Below are 21,294 nucleotides of genomic sequence, written 5' to 3' on the forward strand. Positions count from 1 at the left end.
TAACCTATTAGCAATTACTATGGCAAAAGCAACAAAGGAAAAATCACTGATCACCAATAAGGCATTTGAGTTCCTGAAACAATACATCAACAATGCCTCACCGGTAGGCTTTGAAAGCAGCGGACAGAAGTTATGGCTCGATTACCTGAAAGGATATGTTGACACCACCTTCGTTGACCCATATGGAACAGCCGTAGGCGTCATCAATCCCAAGGCTCCCTTTAAAGTAGTAATAGAAGCACACGCCGATGAAATAAGCTGGTTTGTCAATTACATCACGGCAGAAGGTCTGCTGTACCTGAAACGCAATGGCGGAGTAGACCACCAGATCGCACCCGGCCAGAGAGTATTCATCCATGGCAAAAAAGGACCGGTAAAAGGTGTATTTGGCTGGCCGGCCATTCATACCCGCCTGGGCAATCCCGACGTAAAAGATCCACAACCCAAAGTAGATAATCTATTCCTCGATACCGGCGCCCGCAACCGCAAAGAAGTGGAAGACCTCGGTATACATATTGGAGCAGTCGTTACCTACCAGGATGGATTTGATGAACTGGCCAATGATTATTACATAGGTCGTGCATTCGACAACCGCGTCGGTGGATTTATGATCGCCGAAGTAGCCCGTCTGCTCAAAGAAAACAAGAAAACCCTGCCCTACGGATTGTATGTAGTAAATGCCGTACAAGAAGAAATAGGGCTGCGCGGCGCAGAAATGATTGCCCGTCGCATTAAGCCCAACATAGCCATCATTACCGATGTAACCCACGACACCTACACCCCCATGGTCAATAAGATGATCGAGGGCGATGTAGCTTGTGGCAAAGGCCCTTCCCTCGCTTATGGACCAGCAGTACACAACAAGCTGCTGAACCTTGTACAAGATGTGGCTGAGAAAAAGAATATCCCCGTACAACTGAGAACTGTATCACGCAGCACCGGTACCGACACCGATTCATTCGCGTATGCCAATGACGGCTGTCCTTCTGTACTAATTTCTATTCCACTTCGTTATATGCACACCACAGTGGAAATGCTGCATAAAAGCGATATAGAACAGACGATACAGTTAATGTACGAGACCCTATTGGCATTATCGCCTAAAACAAACCTTAGCTATCTATGATCTGTTCATCCATATTCCTATACGTTGACCCAGGTAGCGGCAGCTACCTGGTGCAGGCAATTATAGCGGCAGTTGTGGGAGCCTTGTTCTACTTTAAAAACATCTGGTGGAGAATCAAGGCTTTTTTCTTCAAACCTAAAAAAGACGACACTGCCGGGAACGATACCGTAAATGATTAACTATAGCACCCATCCAGCATCCTTTAAAGATCCGTCAGGCTTCATATTCATGGCCGGCGAAACCATCTACAGACAAGTAAATCAACCTTACGCAGCAGCCTACGATAAACTCATGAGCTCCGGGCTCTACAAGCAACTCGTAAGCAAAAAACAGCTGATCAGCCACACAGAAGTAAAAGAGAACATCACCGGCTCGGCCCATTGGTACAAGACCTTGCAACCGGCGGTGGTTCCCTTTATTTCATACCCCTATGAATGGAGCTTCGATCAGCTGCGCGACGCAGCCCTGCTGACCTTAAGCATATTGCGGACGGCCCTGGATCATGGCATGATCCTCAAAGACGCTACCCCTTTCAATATTCAATTCGTAGAAGGAAGACCAGTATTCATAGATACCCTTTCCTTCGATATTTATGATCCATCCAAACCCTGGGTAGCCTATCGCCAATTTTGTCAGTGTTTCCTCTTTCCTTTATACCTCGAGCATTACCTGAAAAAAGACGTGCAGAAAATACTCAGCACCTACATAGAAGGCATTCCTGTAGATGTTACAGCCCGCCTGTTGCCCTGGAAAAGCAACCTGAGCCTGGGCGTATGGCTGCACGTATACCTCCAGAATACCGTACAGCGCAATAAAAAAGAAGGGGGCGCCCACACCAACACCGTACAGTTTCAAAAAAAGAAGTTACTCGACCTCACGAGTCATCTCGAAAATATATTGCAACGTTTTCCGGAAGAACGCGTTCATAAAACCACCTGGAACAACTATTACGAAGGCACCATACTAAGCAAAGACTATCTGCAGGCGAAAGAAACGATCTTTCTTGATCTCTGTAAAGAACTTACCCTGCAAACAGCGCTCGATCTCGGTGCCAATGATGGCTATTTTTCTAAACTGCTGGCAGCGAGAGGCACCCAGGTAATAGCCACCGATGTAGATGGCCAGTGTATCAATCGTCTCTACCGCGAGGTAAAGAAAAAGAACACCCCCAACCTGTTGCCATTATTATTGGACATCTCCAATCCCTCACCAGCCGTAGGATTCCACAACCAGGAAAGAACATCCTTCCATGAGCGCATACAAGCCGACCTGGTGATAGCATTGGCCCTGATACACCACCTCGTTATTGGAAAGAATATTCCCCTGCATAGACTGGCCGCCTACTTCAGTGATATAGCCCCACTGCTGATCATTGAATTTGTGCCACAGGAAGATGAGAAAGTGCAGCAGATGATGGCAAGCAGGCCAGATATATTCAGCGATTATACAGTAAACAACTTTGAAGAAGCATTCCTACCCTATTTTGATATACAAAGAAAAGAGAAGGTGCCACACACGCCACGCATCATGTACCGCATGAAAAGAAAAAATACATGACATTTCAGCTATTAAAAAATAAGCCCTGGTTTGTACTGCTGCTTCCCCTTTTTTTTGTACTGCATGGATATGCAGAACACTACTCATTCATCGGCATACAGGACATAGCTTATTTGCTGATCGTTTATTGCGTGGCAACCGCCCTGCTGTATTTACTATTCAGGCTCATTTTCCGGAACAATACCAAAGCTGCCCTCATGACGACTGCCCTGATGGCAGTCTACTTCTTTTATGGTGCCCTCTTCGACTTTTTGAAGGCCCACTCCCCTATAAAAGGGCTGCACAAATACAGCGTATTGATCCCATTGATCCTGATAGCGTTGATCGCCTTGTTCATCTTTCTTAAAAAGTCAGCAAAGCCCATTACCCGCTTTGTACTCTTTCTGAATGTATTACTACTGATATACCTCTGCGTTGACCTCGCTACCATTGGCTGGAAAGCCATACGCGTCGGCAACAACGACATGGCCAACTATGGTTTTGCCCGCAATAACCAGCGCCATATTCCGGACTCCTGTAAAAAGCCCGACATTTATTATTTCATCTTCGACGAATACACCAGCTCACGATCACTGCAGGAAAAATTTAATTACCACAACGACCTCGACAGCTTTCTGTTATCGCGCAACTTTCATATACAGGCCAATAGCATCAGCAACTACAACTATACCCCCTTCTCGGTAGCTGCTACCCTGAATATGCAATACCTCACTACGATAGACAACAATGCGAAAGTAGACAGGTTAGACTACCTGAATTGTAATCCACTCATAAGAGAAAATGAAGTGGTGCGGTTTCTCGGCATGAATGGCTATGAGATCGTCAACCTGTCGGTCTTTGACCTGGCAGGCCATCCATCCATTGTACAACAATCCTTTCTTCCACTCAAGACCAAAATGATCACAGAAGGCACCCTGTGGGCCAGGGTATACCGGGATTTCGAATGGTACTTCTTCTCCAATAAGCTTCTTGCCAGGCTGTTGGGTAAACCTGCTTATGCCTATCTCGAACACCGGGAGAACAATGAAAAACTATACCAGGAAGCAATCAGACAATCGACCATTAAAAACGCAGCTCCGCGATTTATATACACACACCTGTACATGCCACACATGCCTTTCTTCTTTGACCGCTTCGGTAACCAAAGAGCCGATTCACTGATCATAGAAGAAGCAAAAACCCTGAGCGTGGAAAATTATATTGCATACATTCCCTACGTAAATAACAAAATACGGCAGCTGATCGACACCCTTCAACACAATACCGGCTCATCAGCTGTGATCATTTTGCAGGGCGACCATGGCTTCAGAACGGGAATTGATAGCAGCATAGATGTATTCAGAAACCTGAATACGACCTATTTCCCAGGCGGCAACTATTCAAAACTGTACGACAATATGTCCAATGTGAACTATTTCAGGGCAACATTCAATACCTTATTCAATCAGCAATACCCTATGTTAAAAGACTCTACCATCTTTTTATCAGACAAATGATCAAAGCCACTACCATAAAAACATTTCCTTTTCACGTCTTCCTGCTGCCCACGTTTTTTATACTACACGTACTAAACGACTATTATGGATTAATACCCGCCAAACCATATTTCACATTTGGATTATATTATTTCTCTTTGTCAGCCCTGCTCCTATTGGCAGGCAAATGGCTCCTCGGCTCGCTCAACAAGTCCGGGATATGGGCAACAAGTCTGCTAATCATGTTTTATTTCTTTGGTGCCACACACGACTGGCTTAAAAAACTGTCACTACCACCACAGTTCACTTCCTATTCCACTGTGTTAATAATCATTGCAATAACAGCTATACTCTATACAGTCTATTTAAGAAGAAGTCAAAAGACATTCCCTAAAATACATCACTATCTGAACCTGCTCTTTACCATACTCGTATTAATCGAGATCGTGTTCGCCGTAGTCAAAGTAGCCGGTAATAAACAAGCAGCCAATAACTATGCATACAACCAGCCGCCGCTGATAAACAAACTACCTCCATCAGACAGTATGGATCCGGATATCTTCTTTATTGTATTTGATGAATACACCAGCAGCCTGGCGTTGAAAAAATACTTGCAATACGACAATACCCCTCTGGACGCTGCACTTAGAGCCAATAACTTTTATATTGCTACAAATTCAAAAAGCAATTACAACTCTACACCGCTCTCCATAGGCTCCAGCTTCAATATGCAGTATTTCGACAAAGATTTTCAGCAAGAAAAAACGACCACCAAAAGCATATTGCAAGCTCTCTACAGCCTCAAAAAAAGCCAATTGCCAACATTGCTTTCAGGTAAAGGGTATGAAGTGTATAATTTTGGACTGTGCGACCTGAACAATTACCCCGTAAACACTTACAGAACTTTTTCAGAATATGAATCCAGGCCATTATATCGTGAAACACTTTGGGGAAGAATAGAGAAAGATATATGGTGGCATCTGTCGAAGCTGAACATCCCTGTATTGAATACCCTACACAAAAAAAAGGAAATACGGGAGGCCACACAAGTTGTAACAGGAAATGATAAAAACTTTCGACTTACGCTGGCTGCATTGAACAACCAGACAACCCGCCCCAAATTTGTATTCACACACATCATGATGCCACATGCGCCATTCATACTCGATGGTGAAGGCCGTATACAAATCCCTTTCCCCGACTCATACGATAAAGAAGCCTATCTTAGGCAACTTGCTTATTGTAATAAGTGGATCGACTCCCTTGCGCAAGCGGCCAATCAACCCTTTGCCAGGTCACGCGTTGTGATCATCGAAGGCGACCACGGCTTCAGAGACAGCAATCAGTCAGCTATCCGGGAAAAACAATTCATGAATCTGAACGCATACTACTTTTCAGATAAAGACTATGGCCTGTTATACGATAGCATAAGCCCCGTTAACACATTTAAAGTAATAAGCAATAAATATTTTCGCACAACACTCCCATTATCCAAAGACTCCACGATATTGCTGTATTAACCCCGCCGGCGAACAATAAAAGGGCCATATTGTTAACAGCACTTAGTTTTTTTATACTTTTGAACCCATATTAGACTTAAACACAATCTGACTACTATGATAAGAAACGACTGGACAATAGCGGAGATACAGGAAATATACAATATGCCCTTTATGGACCTGGTGTACCGGGCTTCTACAGTGCATAGAGCATACAACCAAAGCAATGAAGTACAGGTATGTACCCTCCTGTCGATAAAAACCGGGGGCTGTTCTGAAGACTGCTCCTATTGTCCGCAGGCAGCCCGCTACAACACCGGGCTCAATGTACAGGCATTGATGAAGAAAGATGAAGTACTCCAATACGCACAGAAGGCAAAAGATGCCGGTTCCACCCGCTTTTGCATGGGCGCTGCCTGGCGCGAAGTACGCGACAACCGCGACTTCGACCGCGTGCTCGATATGGTAAAAGGAGTTAATGAATTGGGCATGGAAGTTTGCTGCACGCTTGGTATGCTCACCGAAGAGCAGGCGCAAAAACTCGCCAATGCCGGCCTGTATGCCTATAACCACAACCTGGATACATCATCAGAATATTACGGAGAGATCATTACCACCCGTACATACGATGACCGCCTGGATACACTCGATAACGTGCGCAAAGCAGGTGTATCCGTATGCTGCGGAGGTATTGTAGGCCTGGGCGAAACCCACGAAGACCGCGTTAAAATGCTCTTCACCCTCGCCACGATGCCAGAACATCCGGAAAGCGTTCCCGTCAACGCCCTGGTGCCTGTAAAAGGAACCCCACTGGAAAACAATGCTAAAGTAAACGTGTGGGATATGGTGCGCATGATCGCCACTGCCCGTATATTGATGCCCAAAGCTATGGTGCGCCTTAGTGCCGGCAGAACCAGCATGAGCCTGGCCGACCAAACACTTTGCTTTATGGCTGGCGCCAACTCTATCTTTGCCGGAGAGAAATTGCTCACCACACCCAATCCGTCATTCGATGAGGACATGGCGATGTTCGATATGCTGGGACTGAAACCCAGAGAAGCCTTCAAAGACGATCCCGATTTCAAAACAAGAACTGCAGCACCCGAAACACAGGAAGCTGTAACAGCATAAAAAACTAAAGCCTGAAGAATACAATCCTTCAGGCTTTTTTCTTTTATAATACGAATTAGATGATACCTTCAATCTCCTTGCAGAAATACTGCTGACCTTCCATCACCAGCATAATGGCGCCGATCATTTCTTCGCCCGATGAATTCTTGGTCACATAACCATTACCCCCGGCCTGCATCAGCGCATTGATATAAGAGAGATCAGTATGTACCGAAATACCGATGATCTTGATATCCTGTGAAAACTCCCGGATAGCCTTCGTGGCATCGATACCATTCATCGGATCCATATTGATATCCATCAACACAACATCCGGATTCAGGTTCCGGCAGGCTTCCACAGCCCGAAAACCATTCTCACAAATAGCCGCCACTGATAACCGCTTATCCCGATTCAACACCTGCTTCCAGGCTTCCCGCACCAGGCGGTGATCATCCACTATAACCACATTAATCATTAACAGATATGTTTCGCATAGATATTACAAATGTGTTGCCGCACCGAAAGCATTGACAAAAATCAATAATCGCCTAAAGACAAACTTCGTTCAATCTATCCAGTTACTAATAATTTATCCTGCACAAAGCATAACTACTAAAGTACTTGAAACTATTTCAAATAAAGCAATTTGATAGTTAAATTTAAAGAAGTCAAAGAAAGTGGCTAAGGCCATCTAAGGGTAAACAATTACTTCCCACTATTCTGGCCGACTGTTTTGCGACCACCAGTGAAATAATCATTGAGTTGAAGAGAAAGACCAAACTGGTTATAAGCAGTATTATTCTGATAGTAACTACGCGCATAACGGATCTGCAGCTTTTTAAACAAAGCGCCAACCCCAATAGAAAAACCATTTAGCCCGTTGCCGGTGTTGCCCACGTTCAACTCCCTGCGACGCAAATGATTATAGCCAAGGCTCACTTCTATTTTGTCGGATATGTATAGTTGCGTAGACAATACGATGTGTCGAAACAATTTATCGAACGTAAACTTTTGATCACCCATGTTCTGATCAAAGCCATTATCATTATTGAATGCCGTATCACGATAAAAAATATCGAACTGGTGTAAGTGATGAGCTGTAAGTGAAAATTGCAGAGGTGCCTTGGCCAGCCGCTTGGAAATACCAGCCTGCAGATCGAAAGGCAGATCGCCGGAAGCAGTGCCCGTATAAGTTTTGAGCTGAGCACCCATATTCTTGATTACCAAAGAAGCCTGAACAAGATTGGCCGTATCCGAATAACTGATACCTACATCCAAGGCCAGCCCCGAAGAACGGTACTGCCCATAGTTCGAATAAATAAATTTAAGCGAGGCGCCATAGTGCCAGCGCTCCATATATTGCCGGCTGGCCGACACCTGCACCACATAATCCGATGGTTTGAAATCACCGGATCGGTTACCCGATATATCTGTTTCGGGTATTGAACCATAGTTGAAATAATTAATACCCGCAGCGAATGTGGTCTTCAACCGTTCATGCCTGAAGCCAGTGAACAAATGATAATTACGTATATCGCCATAAAAAGCATTGAACACGAGGTTCGCCTGCGTATGCATGGAAGGCCGCAACAAAGCAGGGTTATGCCAGGCAAGCCCGATATCTGCCGATTGATTGGAAACATTCACGCCACCGAGGCCGGTCAGTTGAGGCGTATTTGATAAACGAAGAAAATTATAAACAGTACTGCCACCCAGGGTTTGGGCAAACCCATAAACCTGAAACAAAAGCAAAACCAATATCAGCAGTACATTCCGCATGCAGAAGATGCAAACGAAAATAGGAGATTCTCAACGGTTTGTTAAAAAAAAATTCCTCCATGGATATGGAGGAATTCCTTTAACCCTTAAAACAACCAACATGAAAAATTTATAGATAGTAATCTTGAATTTTGCTTCGTGAATAACTACTATACTAATATAACGCGCACTCAAAGCTTTTGTTCAAAACAGCAGAACCAATTTTATTAAAATCCCATTAAAGCAAATAAGAAGGAAGAGATAACCCAGACAAAGCGAACTAAAAGAATTGCCCGGTCTTCAGGACAGGAACACTGCAGTCAATACCTACTTGGGCTTTAGCCCAATTAAGAAGGGGATATTTTCACTTGCATGTCAAATGAAAATGTCCCCTTCTTCTTAACGTATTCTTATATAACTTATACAAGCGCCAACTCCAGCACCTGTTGCATACTCTTTACATAATGGAACTTCAACCCTTTGATAAAGTTGGAATCGATCTCCTGGATATCCTTCTCATTCTGCCAGCAAAGAATGATCTCCTTCAAACCAGCCCTTCTGGCTGCCAGCACTTTTTCCTTGATACCACCAACCGGCAATACCTGCCCACGCAAAGTGATCTCGCCCGTCATAGCGAGATAAGACTTTATACGTCTGCCAGTTAAAGCCGAACAAATAGCCGACATCATCGTGATACCGGCACTGGGACCATCCTTGGGAGTGGCGCCCTCCGGCACATGCACGTGAATCGTTTTCTTTTCAAAAAGGCTGCTGTCGATATCGAGCTTTTTGGCATTGGATTGTAAAAACGTCAATGCAGTAGCAGCACTCTCCTTCATCACATTACCCAGGTTGCCCGTAAGCTTCAGGTCACCTTTGCCATCACTGAGGCTGGTTTCAACAAACAGGATATCACCGCCCACGTACGTCCAGGCCAGACCAACTGCCACACCAGGCATATTGGCCACCTTGTACATTTCATTGCTGAAACGCGGCTTGCCCAGGATCTTCTCAACATCATTCGCGGTAAGCGTGCTCTTGATCTTATCCTTTAACGCATACTCCTTTGCTTCATAGCGCATTACCGAAGCCAGGTAACGGTCCAGCTCACGCACACCACTCTCCCGCGTATAATCCTGGATGATCTTCTCCAGCACCTTATCACCAACCTTGAAATTGATATCCTTCAAACCATGCGCATCCTTTTGTTTGGGCAACAGGTGACGCTTGGCGATCTCTATCTTTTCCTCCACGGCATACCCACTCAGGTCAATGATCTCCAAACGGTCGCGCAAAGCAGGTTGAATATTATTAATATCATTAGCCGTAGCAATGAACAACACCTTGCTGAGGTCATACTCCAGCTCGAGGTAGTTATCATAAAAAGTATGGTTCTGCTCAGGGTCCAACACCTCCAGCAAAGCAGAAGAAGGATCACCACGGAAATCAGTACCTACTTTATCGATCTCATCCAGTATCACGACAGGATTAGAAGATTTGATCTTTCTCAATGATTGGATAATACGACCCGGCATAGCACCAATGTATGTTTTACGGTGACCCCGTACCTCACTCTCATCATGCAAGCCACCCAGACTGATACGAACATACTTACGCGCAATAGCGCTGGCAATACTGCGGCCAAGAGAAGTTTTACCAATACCCGGAGGGCCGATAAAACACAGGATAGGACTCTTCATATCCCCCTTCAGCTTCAACACAGCCAGGTATTCCAGGATACGCTCCTTCACCTTATTCATACCATAATGATCACGGTCCAGCACCTTGCGGGCCTTCTTCAGATCATACAAGTCCTGCGTGTAAATCCCCCAGGGAAGATCCAGCAACAAGTCGAGGTGATTATACACCACCGAATAATCCGGTGTGCTGGGATGCATACGCTCCAGCTTTTCAATCCCCTTCTTGAACATTTCCTTGGCGGCTTCGGGCCATTTCATATGCTCGGCCTTGCTCTTCATGTCCTTGATCTCACGATCATTGGTATCACCGCCCAGCTCTTCCTTGATGCTCTTCATCTGCTGCTGCAGAAAGTACTCTCGCTGCTGCTTATCCAGCTCCGTCTTCGTTTTCGTCGTAACCTTATTCTTCAGTTCGGCAAACTGCAATTCACGCTGCAGCAACTGCATCAGCAGGTCGGCCCTGGCCTCTATATTATTCAGTTCCAGCAGCTTCTGCTTTTCAACCAGCTCCGTATTGAGATTACTCGAAATGAAGTGGATCAGGAAAGAAGGATTCTCGATATTCTTTAAAATGATAGAAGCGTCCGAAGGAATATTGGGAGAAAGTTGGATGATCTGCGTGGCCAGATCCTTGATATTAGCCACATAAGCCTCGAAATCTTCCAGTTGAGGCGTATCATTCTCCTCCAGCAGAGAAATACGCGCCTTGAAATAAGGATCTTCACTAACAATACCAGTGATCTTGAAACGCTTTTTACCCTGGATGATCACAGTGGTTCCGCCATCCGGCATTTTGATCAGCTTAATGATCCGCGCAACAGTGCCAATATCTTCTAAATCGCTGACAGTAGGATCTTCCACGTTACTGTCTTTTTGTGCAACCACGCCTACCAATTTGTCAGCCTTGTAAGCGTCATTAATAGCCTTGATACTTTTATCGCGACCCACGGTAATGGGCAAAACCACCCCGGGAAATAAGACCGTATTTCTTAATGGCAACAGTGGCAATTCGTCTGGGATTACAATCTCAGGGCCGTTATCACCTTCATTTTCATTGAGCGGGATTATAGGAATAAAGTCCATATCATCTTCCGGCTGAAATAAGATTGAGGGTTCTTTCATACTACTCATACTACAGTTTAACAATGTGACAAAATAACACGTCCCGTCCTAAAAACCTGATATTTTCAAGAGAAGGGTATATAGGTCAAGTTTAGTGCCAACCGAATAGCAGGGGGTGTCACCAACCGGTTCAGGCGGGTAAGTTACAGATTACGCAGAAACACCAACAGGTTGTTCAAATATACAACCGAATAAAGCGGGAGAAAGTCCTCAGAAGTTATTGGACCGGTTCCAGCGCACCGGGCTCCAAAGAGTGGATTTTGCCCTGCTCCGTATGCAGGTGCACCACAATACGCGTAGTGGCCGGAGATTGAGGCGGAAAATCATGAAAAATGACCATCATTTCCTTCTTAATCATTGCAATATCATATAGATAGCAGGCAAGCGCACCGGCAGCCTGAATACCCGGCGCCGTGGCCTGATCGGGAGCAGAGGCCAGGAAAGTACGGGCAGTGGCATCCGCCAGCTTGCCATCATTGCGGCAAAAAATACAATAACCCGACAAGCTATATTGATCAGCCAGCAGGCGAATAGAATCAGGGACAGGGTGCAGCGATTGCAGAATGTCCGGGTTGCGCACCTCCAGCAACAGAAAAGGATTGCCGGTATTCACGATCATAGGCAAGGCGGCAATATGATCAGCCGTAATACCTAAAGACAGCAATACCTGCTCGTTCTCCTTCACGGGAGAATACTCCGGCGCATGCAATACGGGGTCTTCGCCAATATTCTTTGTTTCCATAATTCTATCTTTAACCTATGTATGAACTCATTCTCAAAAACGTTGCCCGCTTTATACAACTCACCCCCGAAGAAATACAACACTTTACTGCCGTACTGAAACCACGCACCCTGCGCAAAAGACAATACCTCGTGCAGGCAGGAGACGTATTCCGCTACGAATGCTTTGTGAACAAGGGTTCCCTGCGAACATACCATATCGATAACAACGGACAAGAGCACATTGTTATGTTCGCATTTGAAGATTGGTGGACCGGCGACATGTACAGTTTCCTGAGCGGACAGCCCGCTTTGTACCATGTTGAGGCCATGGAAGACGCCGAATTGCTGACAATTGAGAAAAGTCAATTAGAACAATTGTACATGGAAATACCCAAATTTGAACGCTTTTTCCGCATACTTCTTCAAAACGCCTACATAGCCGCCCAGCGCCGCATCAGCGAAAACATGAGCCTTACAGCCGAAGAACGCTACCTCAACTTCCAGCAACGCTACCCCCATTTCGAACAACGCCTTACCCTCAAACAGATCGCCTCCTACCTCGGCATCACTCCCGAATCACTAAGCCGCATCCGCCGCCAGATAGCAGGAAAATAGTCTTACCCTATGATAAGCCTTTTTCTTACCCCACGTCATTGGAAACACCTGCCCGCCCGATGCATTTTTGCAGTATAAACTTCAATGATATGCAAAAGAAACTTTTAACAACTACCGACAACTATAGCTGGTTCATATTACGCGTAGCACTCGGCGTGGTAATGCTGGGACATGGATTACAAAAAGCATTTGGATTGTTTGGAGGCTTTGGATGGAACAATACGATGGGATACTTTACAGGAACAGTTGGATTACCTGCATGGCTCAGTGCACTCATCATTCTCATAGAATCCCTGGGAGCCGTACTCCTCATCATAGGATTCGCCGGCAGGATCAACGCAGCCCTTATGGCCCTCGTTATGGCAGGCGCCTTCTTCGTTGCCCACCTCCCCAATGGATTCTTCATGAATTGGTTTGGCACCGCCAAAGGAGAAGGCTATGAATTCGATATACTCTTCTGGGCCATTGCCATCGTAATTACTATCAACGGAAGTGGAAAATATTCAATAGACAGATGGCTCACTACCCGCACAGTACACGCAACTACAGGCAAAATCATGAACAAACCAGTAGTACAATAAAATAGCAAATGAAAATCAAAAAGGCCTTGCAGATATTCCCTGCAAGGCCTTTCGCATTATAATGCAAATATCGTCTACAATATGGCAAAACCGAGATATATCTGCCAACCCTGATTCTTCCACTTGTCGTTATTACCAAGGTCATTGATATCACTCAAACCAATTACATAACGTGCACCTGCACGCAAAGCGCCGAGGTTCAACTGAGCGCCACCCAACATAGAGAAGTCGCCACTCTTGAAAGCCTCTTTAGTTTCACCTAATAGATCTTTATCCTGACTCGTTAGAATGCCAAACTGAGGACCAGCCTGCAGCGAAAGCACCTTTACAGGACGGTAAGTTAACAACAGAGGAATACTGATATAATTCAGTTTACCCTCTACATCACTCTTGCCACCAGGATATAGATCATCGAAATTATCACCAGTACGGTAATTCGTTTGGTTCCATAAAAGCTCAGGCTGAATACCCCATTTCTGATTGAAGTTGATCTCTGCAAAAGCACCGAGGTTATAACCAAATTTGAATTCATCTTTGAAAGACTTGCCATCCACTTTAAACATATTGGCGCCGGCCTTAAAACCAAGGTGAACACCTTGCGCGAAAGAAAAGGTAGTAAGGGCTAAAGCAACTGTCAATAAAGCCAGTGATTTCTTTTTCATATATCAATTGATGTTTAGTTCACTAAAGTATTTTCAACTTACATGCCAACGAAACCCAACTGGTTGTTAATTCGTTAGCGCGTCACCAAAGCATGACACCCGGAAAGGGTCATACCCCTATCCCCACAAATGTAAATAGGATTAAAAAAATAGTTAATGGCTCAATGATTGATATATTTTTGCTACCTTAAACACAACATTACCATTTAACCAAAGCGCGTTCCTCTGAAAAAGATGAGATGCCTCATAGTCGACGACAACGATATGGCCAGGCTTATGCTCAGTCAGCTGGTTACCCAGACAGGCCTCCTCGAAGTGATAGGTCAGTGCCGGGATGCCCTGGAGGCACACCAGCAGATTACCCGCCATTCGCCTGACCTTGCATTCCTGGACATCGAGATGCCGGGAATGAGTGGCATAGAATTGTTAAGGACACTCCCTAAAAAGCCGTTGATAATATTTACCACCTCCAACAAGGACTACGCGCTCGAAGCATTTGAGCTCAATGTGGTCGACTACTTGTTGAAACCCGTGACCCTGCCCAGACTATTACAGGCCATCGATAAGGCCCGCGAAGTAATAAAACGCGACGATACCGAAGTCAATAACATTGACGAAGATTACATCTTCATCCGCGACAACGGAGCATTAAAGAAGGTCAGGCTGGAAGAAATACTCTGGATCGAAGCCATGGGCGATTACATTAAAATATACACCCCCGGCAAATGGCATATTGTCCATACCACCCTTAAAGCCGTAGAAGAAAGAATACGTTCACCCCGGCTCATGCGTATACACCGGAGCTACATCGTGGCACTTGATAAGATTGATAGTATAGAAGATGGCGTGCTCAACATCATGAGCACCCCCATACCAGTAGCAGAAAGCTATCGCAGCCAGCTGATGAAAAAATTGAAACTATTATAACAGTGAGATAGGACAAGAAGCACATGGGATTTATTCGATGCACAAGGAACTATGAAAATGAAATTAAAGCCCAATTATCTTATTGCAATCATTATCCTTCTTTTCGTGGCATTCATAACCACGGGCATCATATTGCAAATAAGGCTGGAAAGCATACTCACCGCCGATGATAAAAAAACAGTATCGGTACTTACCATTAGCCGCATACTTCTTGCCCTCACCGTTACAGCCACCCTCTTCCTGAGCGTCGTGATCATACGCCGGCTACAACGTCAGCAGGCACTCATCATAGAACTGGAAGATGCACATGACAACGAAAAACTGGTACGCCAAAACCTCGAAAAAGTATCCGCCGATATACACGACCTCTATAACAATGCCCCCTGCGGCTACCATTCCCTCGACAAAGAAGGACGCTTCATAGCCATCAACCAAACAGCATTGAACTGGCTTGGCTACCGGCGCGAAGAAGTAATAGGTCAGATGCACTTTATAGATGTACTTGACGAAAGCAGTGCCGAAATCGTTAAACGACGTGAAGCCCAATTTAGGAAAAATGGAGAGATACGCGAGCTCCGCCTCAGCATGGTGAGTAAAGACGGATTTATCATCCCTGTATCATTGAACTCCATTGCTATCTACGACGACAACGACGAATACCTGTCCAACCGTTCTACCGTATTCGACGTTTCACAACAGGAATTAATAGAAGAAGAACTCAAAGACGCCAAACGAAAAGCCGATCAGTCGGCCCACATCAAAGAACAGTTCCTGGCCAACATGAGCCACGAAATACGTACCCCCATCAACGCAGTCATTGGCTTTACCAACCTGCTGCAAAAAACAACCCTTACCTCCGAACAGGAACACTTTGTACACCTCGTACAATCAGCCAGCGAAAGCCTGCTCACCATCATCAACGATATCCTTGATATATCAAAAATAGAAGCAGGCATGCTGCGCATCGAAAAAAGCCCCTTCAGCCTGCGGGGTCTGTGCAGCTCCCTCGAAACCATGTTCCATCACCGCGTAAACGAAAAGCGGCTTTCACTAAGCATCTATATACAGGAAAATATACCCGACACCCTCACCGGCGATGCAGTACGCCTCACCCAGATATTGGTCAACCTCATCAGCAATGCCATCAAGTTCACCCAGGAAGGCGGCATCAGCATCGTCATCATCCCGGCAAAACAAACAGACACCAACGTGCGGCTCCGGTTCTCCGTTAAAGACAGCGGCATCGGCATACCACCCGATAAACTGGAAACCATCTTCGAACGCTTCGAACAGGGAGAAGCCAACACCACCCGCAAGTATGGCGGCACGGGCCTGGGGTTATCCATCGTAAGAAACCTCATCCACCTCCAGCAAGGCAACATCTCGGTCAAAAGCGAGGCAGGCAACGGCACAGAATTTTTATTCGAACTGGAATACGAAATATTACCTATGGCCGACAGTCAAAAAGATGGACACCACATCGAGCTCACCGAATCGGGCAACGGCCTGTTTGAAGGAGTAAAAGTACTGGCCGTAGAAGACAACCAGATGAACCAGCTGCTCATGAAACACACCTTCCAGGGCTGGAACCTCAACTTCGAGCTGGCAGAAAACGGACAACAGGCAATAGACAAATTGAATCGCGATAAATACGACCTCGTACTACTGGATATCCAGATGCCCATCATGGACGGATACATCACCGCCAAAACCATACGCAACGAACTAAAAAGCAACATACCGATCATTGCCATGACGGCCCATGCTATGGCAGGTGAACGCGAAAAATGCCTGAGCCATGGCATGAATGATTACATTTCCAAACCCATTCAGGAAAAAGAACTCCTAGGCCTGATCAGGAGGTACCTCACCCGGCAAAAACATTCATTCGAACTCCTGAAATCCAGCCTCCACAACATCAACCTCGATTTCCTCTACGACCTCGTGATGGGCAACAGCGCCTTCCTTAATAATATAATACGCCAGTTCCTCAACCAGTTTCCCGGTGAAATGGAAGCCCTGAAAGACGCCATCGAACAAAAGAACGTAAAACAAGCCTGTACCCTCGCACACCACATACAATCCACAGTATCCGTTTTTGGCCGCAATACCCCCTTCTTCAAACAACTGGAAAAGATGGAACAAATGGCCAAGAACAAAGTGAGCCCCGTAGTGCTCGCCGCAGAATTCAATAAACTCGACGAACTGCGGCAACTGGTCCTGAAAGAAATCAATCAACTATTGATACACAACATATTATAATATTACCCAAGTTCAGTCACCCCTCCCCGAGCCCCCCCCCTTTGCGTATTCTATACACCCCCTCCACCGGCAAATTCCGGTACTCCGGCTATAAAATGACCGGGCTCACCGATTCCCGCCACTTACCCCCTCCCAGCCGCCGTATATTTGTTATGTAATTACGAATCAGAGGTTAACAAATAGGGAAAGATTTTTTAACCTACGCCCCTAAGCCCTAAACTTATCCGAAACTAACTGCTCAACATATTTGCCTGAGTGAAAGACCGCCCCACCCTGACCCTGGAAAAATGAAGTTGCGAGTCACATGAGAAAATTCCCGTAGCAACACCCCTTATCTCTGTGATGAAGAATGTATAAGAAGAGATTGATTTTCAACAATGGGTGCTCGTTTTTAACTCCGTACAATTTGAAGGTTCCTGTGCTTATCCTGTACCTCGAAAACATTGCATGCATACAGCAGTGACCCAACCAAACAATGTATGCAGAACAGTAGCGAATGGAAGAATTTGGTACAATGGTTAATGTTAACTGGTTACGACTCTATTAGTAGCAAATTATTTGGTAAAGAAAAAGGCCAGCTTACGATAAGTAAGCCGGCCTTCTTCTTTTAGATCCATACTGCCTTACACTTTAACTGTCTGCTCGTCTTTACAATTGTTCCTGTCTCGATGCCTTTTTGCCTATATGCCTCGTTGCCTTTACACCAATTCCAACACCGTGATCTCCGGCAGAATACCCACCCTGCCCGGATAACCAATAAACCCAAAACCACGGTTCACATACAATTTTTGCTTCTCGGTCTCATACAACCCGGCCCATTGCTTATACATATACTGCACAGGACTCCATTTAAAACCAGGGATCTCCAGGCCAAACTGCATACCGTGCGTGTGCCCGGCCAGCATAAGATCAATGTCCTTATACTTATCCAACACTTCCGCATCCCAGTGACTGGGATCATGACTCATCAGGATCTTGAAAGGATACTTTTCAGAACCGGGGTAAGCCTCATGCATCTTCCCATACTTGGGAAAATTACCACGCGCACCCCAGTTCTCGATACCGAGCAAAGCGATCTGCTGACCATCCTTTTCCAATACTACATGCTCATTCATCAGCAAACGCCAACCCATATCCCCATGAACAGATTTCAGGCTCTCCAGGTTGGCCGCCTTCACCTCGGCACTCTCCCAATGCACATAATCACCATAGTCATGATTCCCAAGAGTAGAGTATACCCCCATGGGAGCTTTCAATTTATTAAACACATGCTTGTACTCCTCCATCTCAGTAGCCCGGTCATTCACAAGGTCACCAGTAAATAAAATAAGATCAGGCTTTTGCTCCATGATCTTGGCAATGCCCTTCTCCACCGCCTCACGGTCGGTAAAACTGCCCGAATGGATATCTGAAATATGAACAATCTTCAAACCCTTGAAAGCTGCAGGCAGGTTTTCAAAACTCAGCTTCAGCTTATTCACATGATAGCGGTACTTATTATTAAACCCATACAGCAAAGTGCCAAACAAACCACCACCTACAGCGAGGCCCATCCAGCTTAAAAATACAGAACGGGTAATGCCACCGCCGGCGCCATCAACAGCCACAGCAGGCTTGCCGGAAACCTTTTGAAACACCCACGTACCCGCCCGGCGAATATCATCCACGGCAATGAACAAAGAACCCACCAGCTTACTGATCAGCAAACCGATCACGATCACAAAAACATAATTCTTTACCCATTTGGGCCATGCAGCCGAATTGCTGTAAGGCAATAAGAGAATCATCGCGATAGAAGCCACAGAAAGAAACCAATAAACAGATACAACGATAAGCCGCATCCTTGGCGAAGAAGGAGCAACCACTTTAATAGCCTGGAATACATAAAAATCCAGCAGGATCATAATACCCACCATAAACCAGGCAAAACCCGCATTACGCATGAATGAAAATTTAGTCTATACCAGGTAGACGATCTGCAGGAAGGAATATTTTAAAACAGCAGAATATTTTCTAAAAATCAATAAATTCATCCACCTGCGCCTTGATCGCATCCAGCGTACCCTTATCATGAATAACGCCGGTGCCGTTCAGGAGTTTATCGACAGAAGAGATTGGCAATTTATTAGGATGCACCACCACCTTCAGGTAGTGCAAAATACCCGTCAAATGATCCATACCCCGCTGATTGCCGGAACGGCCCAGGGCCACCCCGGTCAGCAAAGCCTTTTTACCCCACCAGGCCTTTTTGTAATCAGAAATATCCAGCATCACCTTCAACACCCCAGGGATGCTGCCATTATATTCAGGAGCTACGAAAATGAACTTTTTGCTGGGAATCAACACCTCAGACTCTAATTGGATATATTCAGGAGTTCTCTCTATTGATTTCCAGCCCTCCAGCGATATAAGCCGGGTTTCGATACCCCTGGCTTCCAGCAGATCACGGTAATGCTGGGCCACCTTCATGGTATTACTGCCAACCCTGTTGGTACCGGATATAATAGTATAAAAATCGCTCATATTATAGTATTAACGGGCAGGTAGGTTTTTGGTTCTTTTTCTTATAGCGAAGACGTATTTTTGCCGTCCTTTTGAATATTATGAAATTAACCTACTACGGCCATTCCTGTTTTTCTGTGATCGTCAAAGGTAAGAAACTGTTGTTCGATCCCTTCATTACCTACAATGAACTGGCTAATAATATAGTAGATGTAGACCAGATACCAGCCGACTACATCCTCCTGTCCCATGGCCATGTAGACCATGTGGCCGATTGCGTGCGCATAGCTGCCCGCACCAACGCCCAGGTCGTCTGCAGCTGGGAAACCGGCGAATGGCTCATCAAACAGGACATCACCAACGTTCACCAGATGAATACCGGCGGAAAATGGAACTTTGGCGAATTCACCGTTAAATGCGTCGTGGCACAACACTCCTCTGGCCTGCCCGATGGAAGCTATGGCGGCAACCCCATGGGCTTCATCATCTATACAGATGAAGGAAATTTTTACTATAGCGGCGACACGGCACTCACAATGGATATGCAGTTAATACCCCGTTGGGCAAAACTAAATTTTGCGGTCTTACCGATTGGTGACAACTTTACGATGGATGCTGCCGATGCAGCCGAATGCGCGCGCATGGTAAATTGTAAAACAGTAGTAGGCGTGCATTACGATACCTTTGGCTACATCAAAATAGATCACCAGCAGGCCGTACAAACATTCGCAGCGGCAGGCGCAGCATTGAAACTGGTAAACATCGGCGATACTATAGAACTGTAAAAAACGTTTCGTAGCGAAGCAAAAAGCAAGAGCCGTTACCAGTCTCTGAAACACAAAAACAACATTATAACAATAAGCATGGCGCGAGTAATTGGAGTAGCCAATCAAAAAGGCGGAGTAGGAAAAACTACCTCAGCTATTAACGTAGCAGCCAGCCTGGCAGTACTGGAATTCAGGACCCTCCTGGTAGATGCCGATCCACAGGCAAACAGCACCACCGGAGTAGGCTTCGACCTGCACAACATACAGCAAAGCCTGTACGATTGCATGGTCAATGGAACACTGGCCAAAGACGTTATCCTGAAATCAGATGTACCCAATCTCGATGTCATACCATCCCACATTGACCTCGTAGGAGCCGAAATTGAAATGATCAACTATCCCAACCGGGAAGGTGTACTCAAAGGCATCCTGGAGCCAGTAAAAAATGATTACGATTTCGTCATCATCGATTGCTCCCCTTCATTAGGCCTTATTACAGTCAATGCACTTGTAGCCGCCGACTCTGTCATCGTTCCTGTACAAACAGAATTCTTCGCCCTCGAAGGATTAGGCAAACTGCTCAATACCATTAAAATCGTACAAACCAGGCTCAATACCGAATTGATGATCGAAGGCATCCTCATGACGATGTACGATGGCCGCCTCCGCCTGTGCAACCAGGTCGTAAATGAAGTACGCAAACACTTCGATGAAATGGTATTCAATACCATCATACACCGCAATAGCCGTATCAGCGAAGCACCCAGCGTAGGTAAACCCGTAATACTGTACGACGGGCAAAGCAAAGGAGCCATGAACTACCTCAACCTGGCCAAAGAGATCCTGCAGAAAAACGACATGACCAAAATAAAACAGGAAGAGAGAATATTAGAATAGCTCAAAAA

General features: G+C 45.6%; 19 protein-coding genes. 12 read left to right on the top strand and 7 right to left on the bottom strand.

Annotated elements, in window-relative coordinates:
* Window positions 1-19 precede the first annotated feature (19 nt).
* The 6 genes from AC5JBY_RS26975 to bioB all read left to right on the top strand — a co-directional run bounded on the left by AC5JBY_RS26975 (window position 20) and on the right by bioB (window position 6,788).
* Window positions 20-1,126: a M42 family metallopeptidase gene (locus tag AC5JBY_RS26975; protein ID WP_495907785.1), complete on the top strand. Its 1,107-nt coding sequence runs from the start codon at window positions 20-22 to the stop codon at window positions 1,124-1,126.
* Window positions 1,123-1,305: a hypothetical protein gene (locus tag AC5JBY_RS26980; protein WP_495907786.1), complete on the top strand. Its 183-nt coding sequence runs from the start codon at window positions 1,123-1,125 to the stop codon at window positions 1,303-1,305. Before AC5JBY_RS26975 ends, AC5JBY_RS26980 begins: the two co-directional genes overlap by 4 nt.
* Window positions 1,298-2,683 carry a class I SAM-dependent methyltransferase gene (locus AC5JBY_RS26985; protein ID WP_495907787.1) on the top strand — a complete coding sequence of 462 codons (1,386 nt, stop codon included), beginning with the start codon at window positions 1,298-1,300 and terminating at the stop codon, window positions 2,681-2,683. The genes AC5JBY_RS26980 and AC5JBY_RS26985 overlap by 8 nt, the downstream gene beginning before the upstream one ends.
* On the top strand, window positions 2,680-4,179 hold the full coding sequence (locus AC5JBY_RS26990) for a sulfatase-like hydrolase/transferase (protein WP_495907788.1): 1,500 nt from the start codon (window positions 2,680-2,682) through the stop codon (window positions 4,177-4,179). The genes AC5JBY_RS26985 and AC5JBY_RS26990 overlap by 4 nt, the downstream gene beginning before the upstream one ends.
* Complete coding sequence (locus AC5JBY_RS26995; RefSeq protein WP_495907789.1) at window positions 4,176-5,678, top strand: sulfatase-like hydrolase/transferase; 1,503 nt, start codon at window positions 4,176-4,178, stop codon at window positions 5,676-5,678. Before AC5JBY_RS26990 ends, AC5JBY_RS26995 begins: the two co-directional genes overlap by 4 nt.
* A gap of 96 nt (window positions 5,679-5,774) precedes the next feature.
* Window positions 5,775-6,788: a biotin synthase BioB gene (gene bioB, locus AC5JBY_RS27000; protein ID WP_495907790.1), complete on the top strand. Its 1,014-nt coding sequence runs from the start codon at window positions 5,775-5,777 to the stop codon at window positions 6,786-6,788.
* 55 nt (window positions 6,789-6,843) lie between these two features.
* Here the strand turns inward: bioB and AC5JBY_RS27005 are convergent, their stop codons facing one another.
* From AC5JBY_RS27005 to AC5JBY_RS27020, 4 genes are all read right to left on the bottom strand, one after another.
* Window positions 6,844-7,245, bottom strand: a complete 402-nt coding sequence (locus AC5JBY_RS27005) for a response regulator (protein WP_495907791.1) — start codon at window positions 7,243-7,245, stop codon at window positions 6,844-6,846.
* 230 nt (window positions 7,246-7,475) lie between these two features.
* Window positions 7,476-8,549: a type IX secretion system protein PorQ gene (gene porQ / locus AC5JBY_RS27010; RefSeq protein WP_495907792.1), complete on the bottom strand. Its 1,074-nt coding sequence runs from the start codon at window positions 8,547-8,549 to the stop codon at window positions 7,476-7,478.
* Between the two features lie 398 nt (window positions 8,550-8,947).
* A complete protein-coding gene (lon, locus tag AC5JBY_RS27015; protein ID WP_495907793.1) occupies window positions 8,948-11,350 on the bottom strand; it encodes an endopeptidase La in 2,403 nt (800 codons plus the stop codon).
* 217 nt (window positions 11,351-11,567) lie between these two features.
* The gene (locus AC5JBY_RS27020) at window positions 11,568-12,092 is read right to left on the bottom strand and encodes a hypothetical protein (RefSeq protein WP_495907794.1); all 525 of its coding nucleotides are present in this window, start codon (window positions 12,090-12,092) and stop codon (window positions 11,568-11,570) included.
* Window positions 12,093-12,109: 17 nt separating this feature from the next.
* Here AC5JBY_RS27020 and AC5JBY_RS27025 point away from each other — a divergent pair, with 17 nt between their 5' ends.
* Both AC5JBY_RS27025 and AC5JBY_RS27030 read left to right on the top strand, forming a co-directional pair.
* Window positions 12,110-12,688, top strand: coding sequence for a Crp/Fnr family transcriptional regulator (locus tag AC5JBY_RS27025; protein ID WP_495907795.1), 579 nt, complete (start codon window positions 12,110-12,112; stop codon window positions 12,686-12,688).
* Between the two features lie 89 nt (window positions 12,689-12,777).
* Window positions 12,778-13,269, top strand: a complete 492-nt coding sequence (locus AC5JBY_RS27030) for a DoxX family protein (protein ID WP_495907796.1) — start codon at window positions 12,778-12,780, stop codon at window positions 13,267-13,269.
* A 74-nt stretch (window positions 13,270-13,343) separates the two neighbouring features.
* On the opposite strand, the gene AC5JBY_RS27035 is transcribed toward AC5JBY_RS27030, so the two are convergent.
* A complete protein-coding gene (locus tag AC5JBY_RS27035) occupies window positions 13,344-13,931 on the bottom strand; it encodes a porin family protein (RefSeq protein ID WP_495907797.1) in 588 nt (195 codons plus the stop codon).
* A gap of 234 nt (window positions 13,932-14,165) precedes the next feature.
* Between AC5JBY_RS27035 and AC5JBY_RS27040 the strand changes: the two genes are divergently transcribed.
* Both AC5JBY_RS27040 and AC5JBY_RS27045 read left to right on the top strand, forming a co-directional pair.
* Window positions 14,166-14,858 (top strand): LytR/AlgR family response regulator transcription factor, encoded by a 693-nt coding sequence (locus AC5JBY_RS27040; RefSeq protein WP_495907798.1) that lies wholly within the window; start codon window positions 14,166-14,168, stop codon window positions 14,856-14,858.
* A gap of 105 nt (window positions 14,859-14,963) precedes the next feature.
* Window positions 14,964-17,120 carry a PAS domain-containing hybrid sensor histidine kinase/response regulator gene (locus AC5JBY_RS27045; RefSeq protein ID WP_495907799.1) on the top strand — a complete coding sequence of 719 codons (2,157 nt, stop codon included), beginning with the start codon at window positions 14,964-14,966 and terminating at the stop codon, window positions 17,118-17,120.
* Between the two features lie 698 nt (window positions 17,121-17,818).
* On the opposite strand, the gene AC5JBY_RS27050 is transcribed toward AC5JBY_RS27045, so the two are convergent.
* Both AC5JBY_RS27050 and AC5JBY_RS27055 read right to left on the bottom strand, forming a co-directional pair.
* Window positions 17,819-19,063 (bottom strand): metallophosphoesterase, encoded by a 1,245-nt coding sequence (locus AC5JBY_RS27050; RefSeq protein WP_495907800.1) that lies wholly within the window; start codon window positions 19,061-19,063, stop codon window positions 17,819-17,821.
* A 70-nt stretch (window positions 19,064-19,133) separates the two neighbouring features.
* Entirely contained in the window at window positions 19,134-19,643 is a 510-nt protein-coding gene (locus AC5JBY_RS27055; RefSeq protein ID WP_495907801.1) for an NADPH-dependent FMN reductase, read from the bottom strand.
* An 80-nt stretch (window positions 19,644-19,723) separates the two neighbouring features.
* Here AC5JBY_RS27055 and AC5JBY_RS27060 point away from each other — a divergent pair, with 80 nt between their 5' ends.
* Both AC5JBY_RS27060 and AC5JBY_RS27065 read left to right on the top strand, forming a co-directional pair.
* Window positions 19,724-20,407, top strand: a complete 684-nt coding sequence (locus AC5JBY_RS27060; protein WP_495907802.1) for a metal-dependent hydrolase — start codon at window positions 19,724-19,726, stop codon at window positions 20,405-20,407.
* Window positions 20,408-20,485: 78 nt separating this feature from the next.
* On the top strand, window positions 20,486-21,286 hold the full coding sequence (locus AC5JBY_RS27065) for a ParA family protein (protein ID WP_167289921.1): 801 nt from the start codon (window positions 20,486-20,488) through the stop codon (window positions 21,284-21,286).
* Window positions 21,287-21,294 lie beyond the last annotated feature (8 nt).

Source organism: Paraflavitalea sp. (assembly GCF_059502485.1).

Bases quoted from the DNA above. Each gene is read 5' to 3' on its own strand.
- AC5JBY_RS27040 (WP_495907798.1), top strand. From the start codon at position 14,166: ATGAGATGCCTCATAGTCGACGACAACGATATGGCCAGGCTTATGCTC.
- AC5JBY_RS26980 (WP_495907786.1), top strand. From the start codon at position 1,123: ATGATCTGTTCATCCATATTCCTATACGTTGACCCAGGTAGCGGCAGC.
- AC5JBY_RS27050 (WP_495907800.1), bottom strand. From the start codon at position 19,063: ATGCGTAATGCGGGTTTTGCCTGGTTTATGGTGGGTATTATGATCCTG.
- AC5JBY_RS27035 (WP_495907797.1), bottom strand. From the start codon at position 13,931: ATGAAAAAGAAATCACTGGCTTTATTGACAGTTGCTTTAGCCCTTACT.
- AC5JBY_RS26975 (WP_495907785.1), top strand. From the start codon at position 20: ATGGCAAAAGCAACAAAGGAAAAATCACTGATCACCAATAAGGCATTT.
- AC5JBY_RS27065 (WP_167289921.1), top strand. From the start codon at position 20,486: ATGGCGCGAGTAATTGGAGTAGCCAATCAAAAAGGCGGAGTAGGAAAA.
- AC5JBY_RS27030 (WP_495907796.1), top strand. From the start codon at position 12,778: ATGCAAAAGAAACTTTTAACAACTACCGACAACTATAGCTGGTTCATA.
- AC5JBY_RS27025 (WP_495907795.1), top strand. From the start codon at position 12,110: ATGTATGAACTCATTCTCAAAAACGTTGCCCGCTTTATACAACTCACC.
- AC5JBY_RS27020 (WP_495907794.1), bottom strand. From the start codon at position 12,092: ATGGAAACAAAGAATATTGGCGAAGACCCCGTATTGCATGCGCCGGAG.
- AC5JBY_RS27005 (WP_495907791.1), bottom strand. From the start codon at position 7,245: ATGATTAATGTGGTTATAGTGGATGATCACCGCCTGGTGCGGGAAGCC.
- AC5JBY_RS26995 (WP_495907789.1), top strand. From the start codon at position 4,176: ATGATCAAAGCCACTACCATAAAAACATTTCCTTTTCACGTCTTCCTG.
- AC5JBY_RS26990 (WP_495907788.1), top strand. From the start codon at position 2,680: ATGACATTTCAGCTATTAAAAAATAAGCCCTGGTTTGTACTGCTGCTT.
- AC5JBY_RS27060 (WP_495907802.1), top strand. From the start codon at position 19,724: ATGAAATTAACCTACTACGGCCATTCCTGTTTTTCTGTGATCGTCAAA.
- porQ (WP_495907792.1), bottom strand. From the start codon at position 8,549: ATGCGGAATGTACTGCTGATATTGGTTTTGCTTTTGTTTCAGGTTTAT.
- AC5JBY_RS27055 (WP_495907801.1), bottom strand. From the start codon at position 19,643: ATGAGCGATTTTTATACTATTATATCCGGTACCAACAGGGTTGGCAGT.
- AC5JBY_RS26985 (WP_495907787.1), top strand. From the start codon at position 1,298: ATGATTAACTATAGCACCCATCCAGCATCCTTTAAAGATCCGTCAGGC.
- bioB (WP_495907790.1), top strand. From the start codon at position 5,775: ATGATAAGAAACGACTGGACAATAGCGGAGATACAGGAAATATACAAT.
- lon (WP_495907793.1), bottom strand. From the start codon at position 11,350: ATGAAAGAACCCTCAATCTTATTTCAGCCGGAAGATGATATGGACTTT.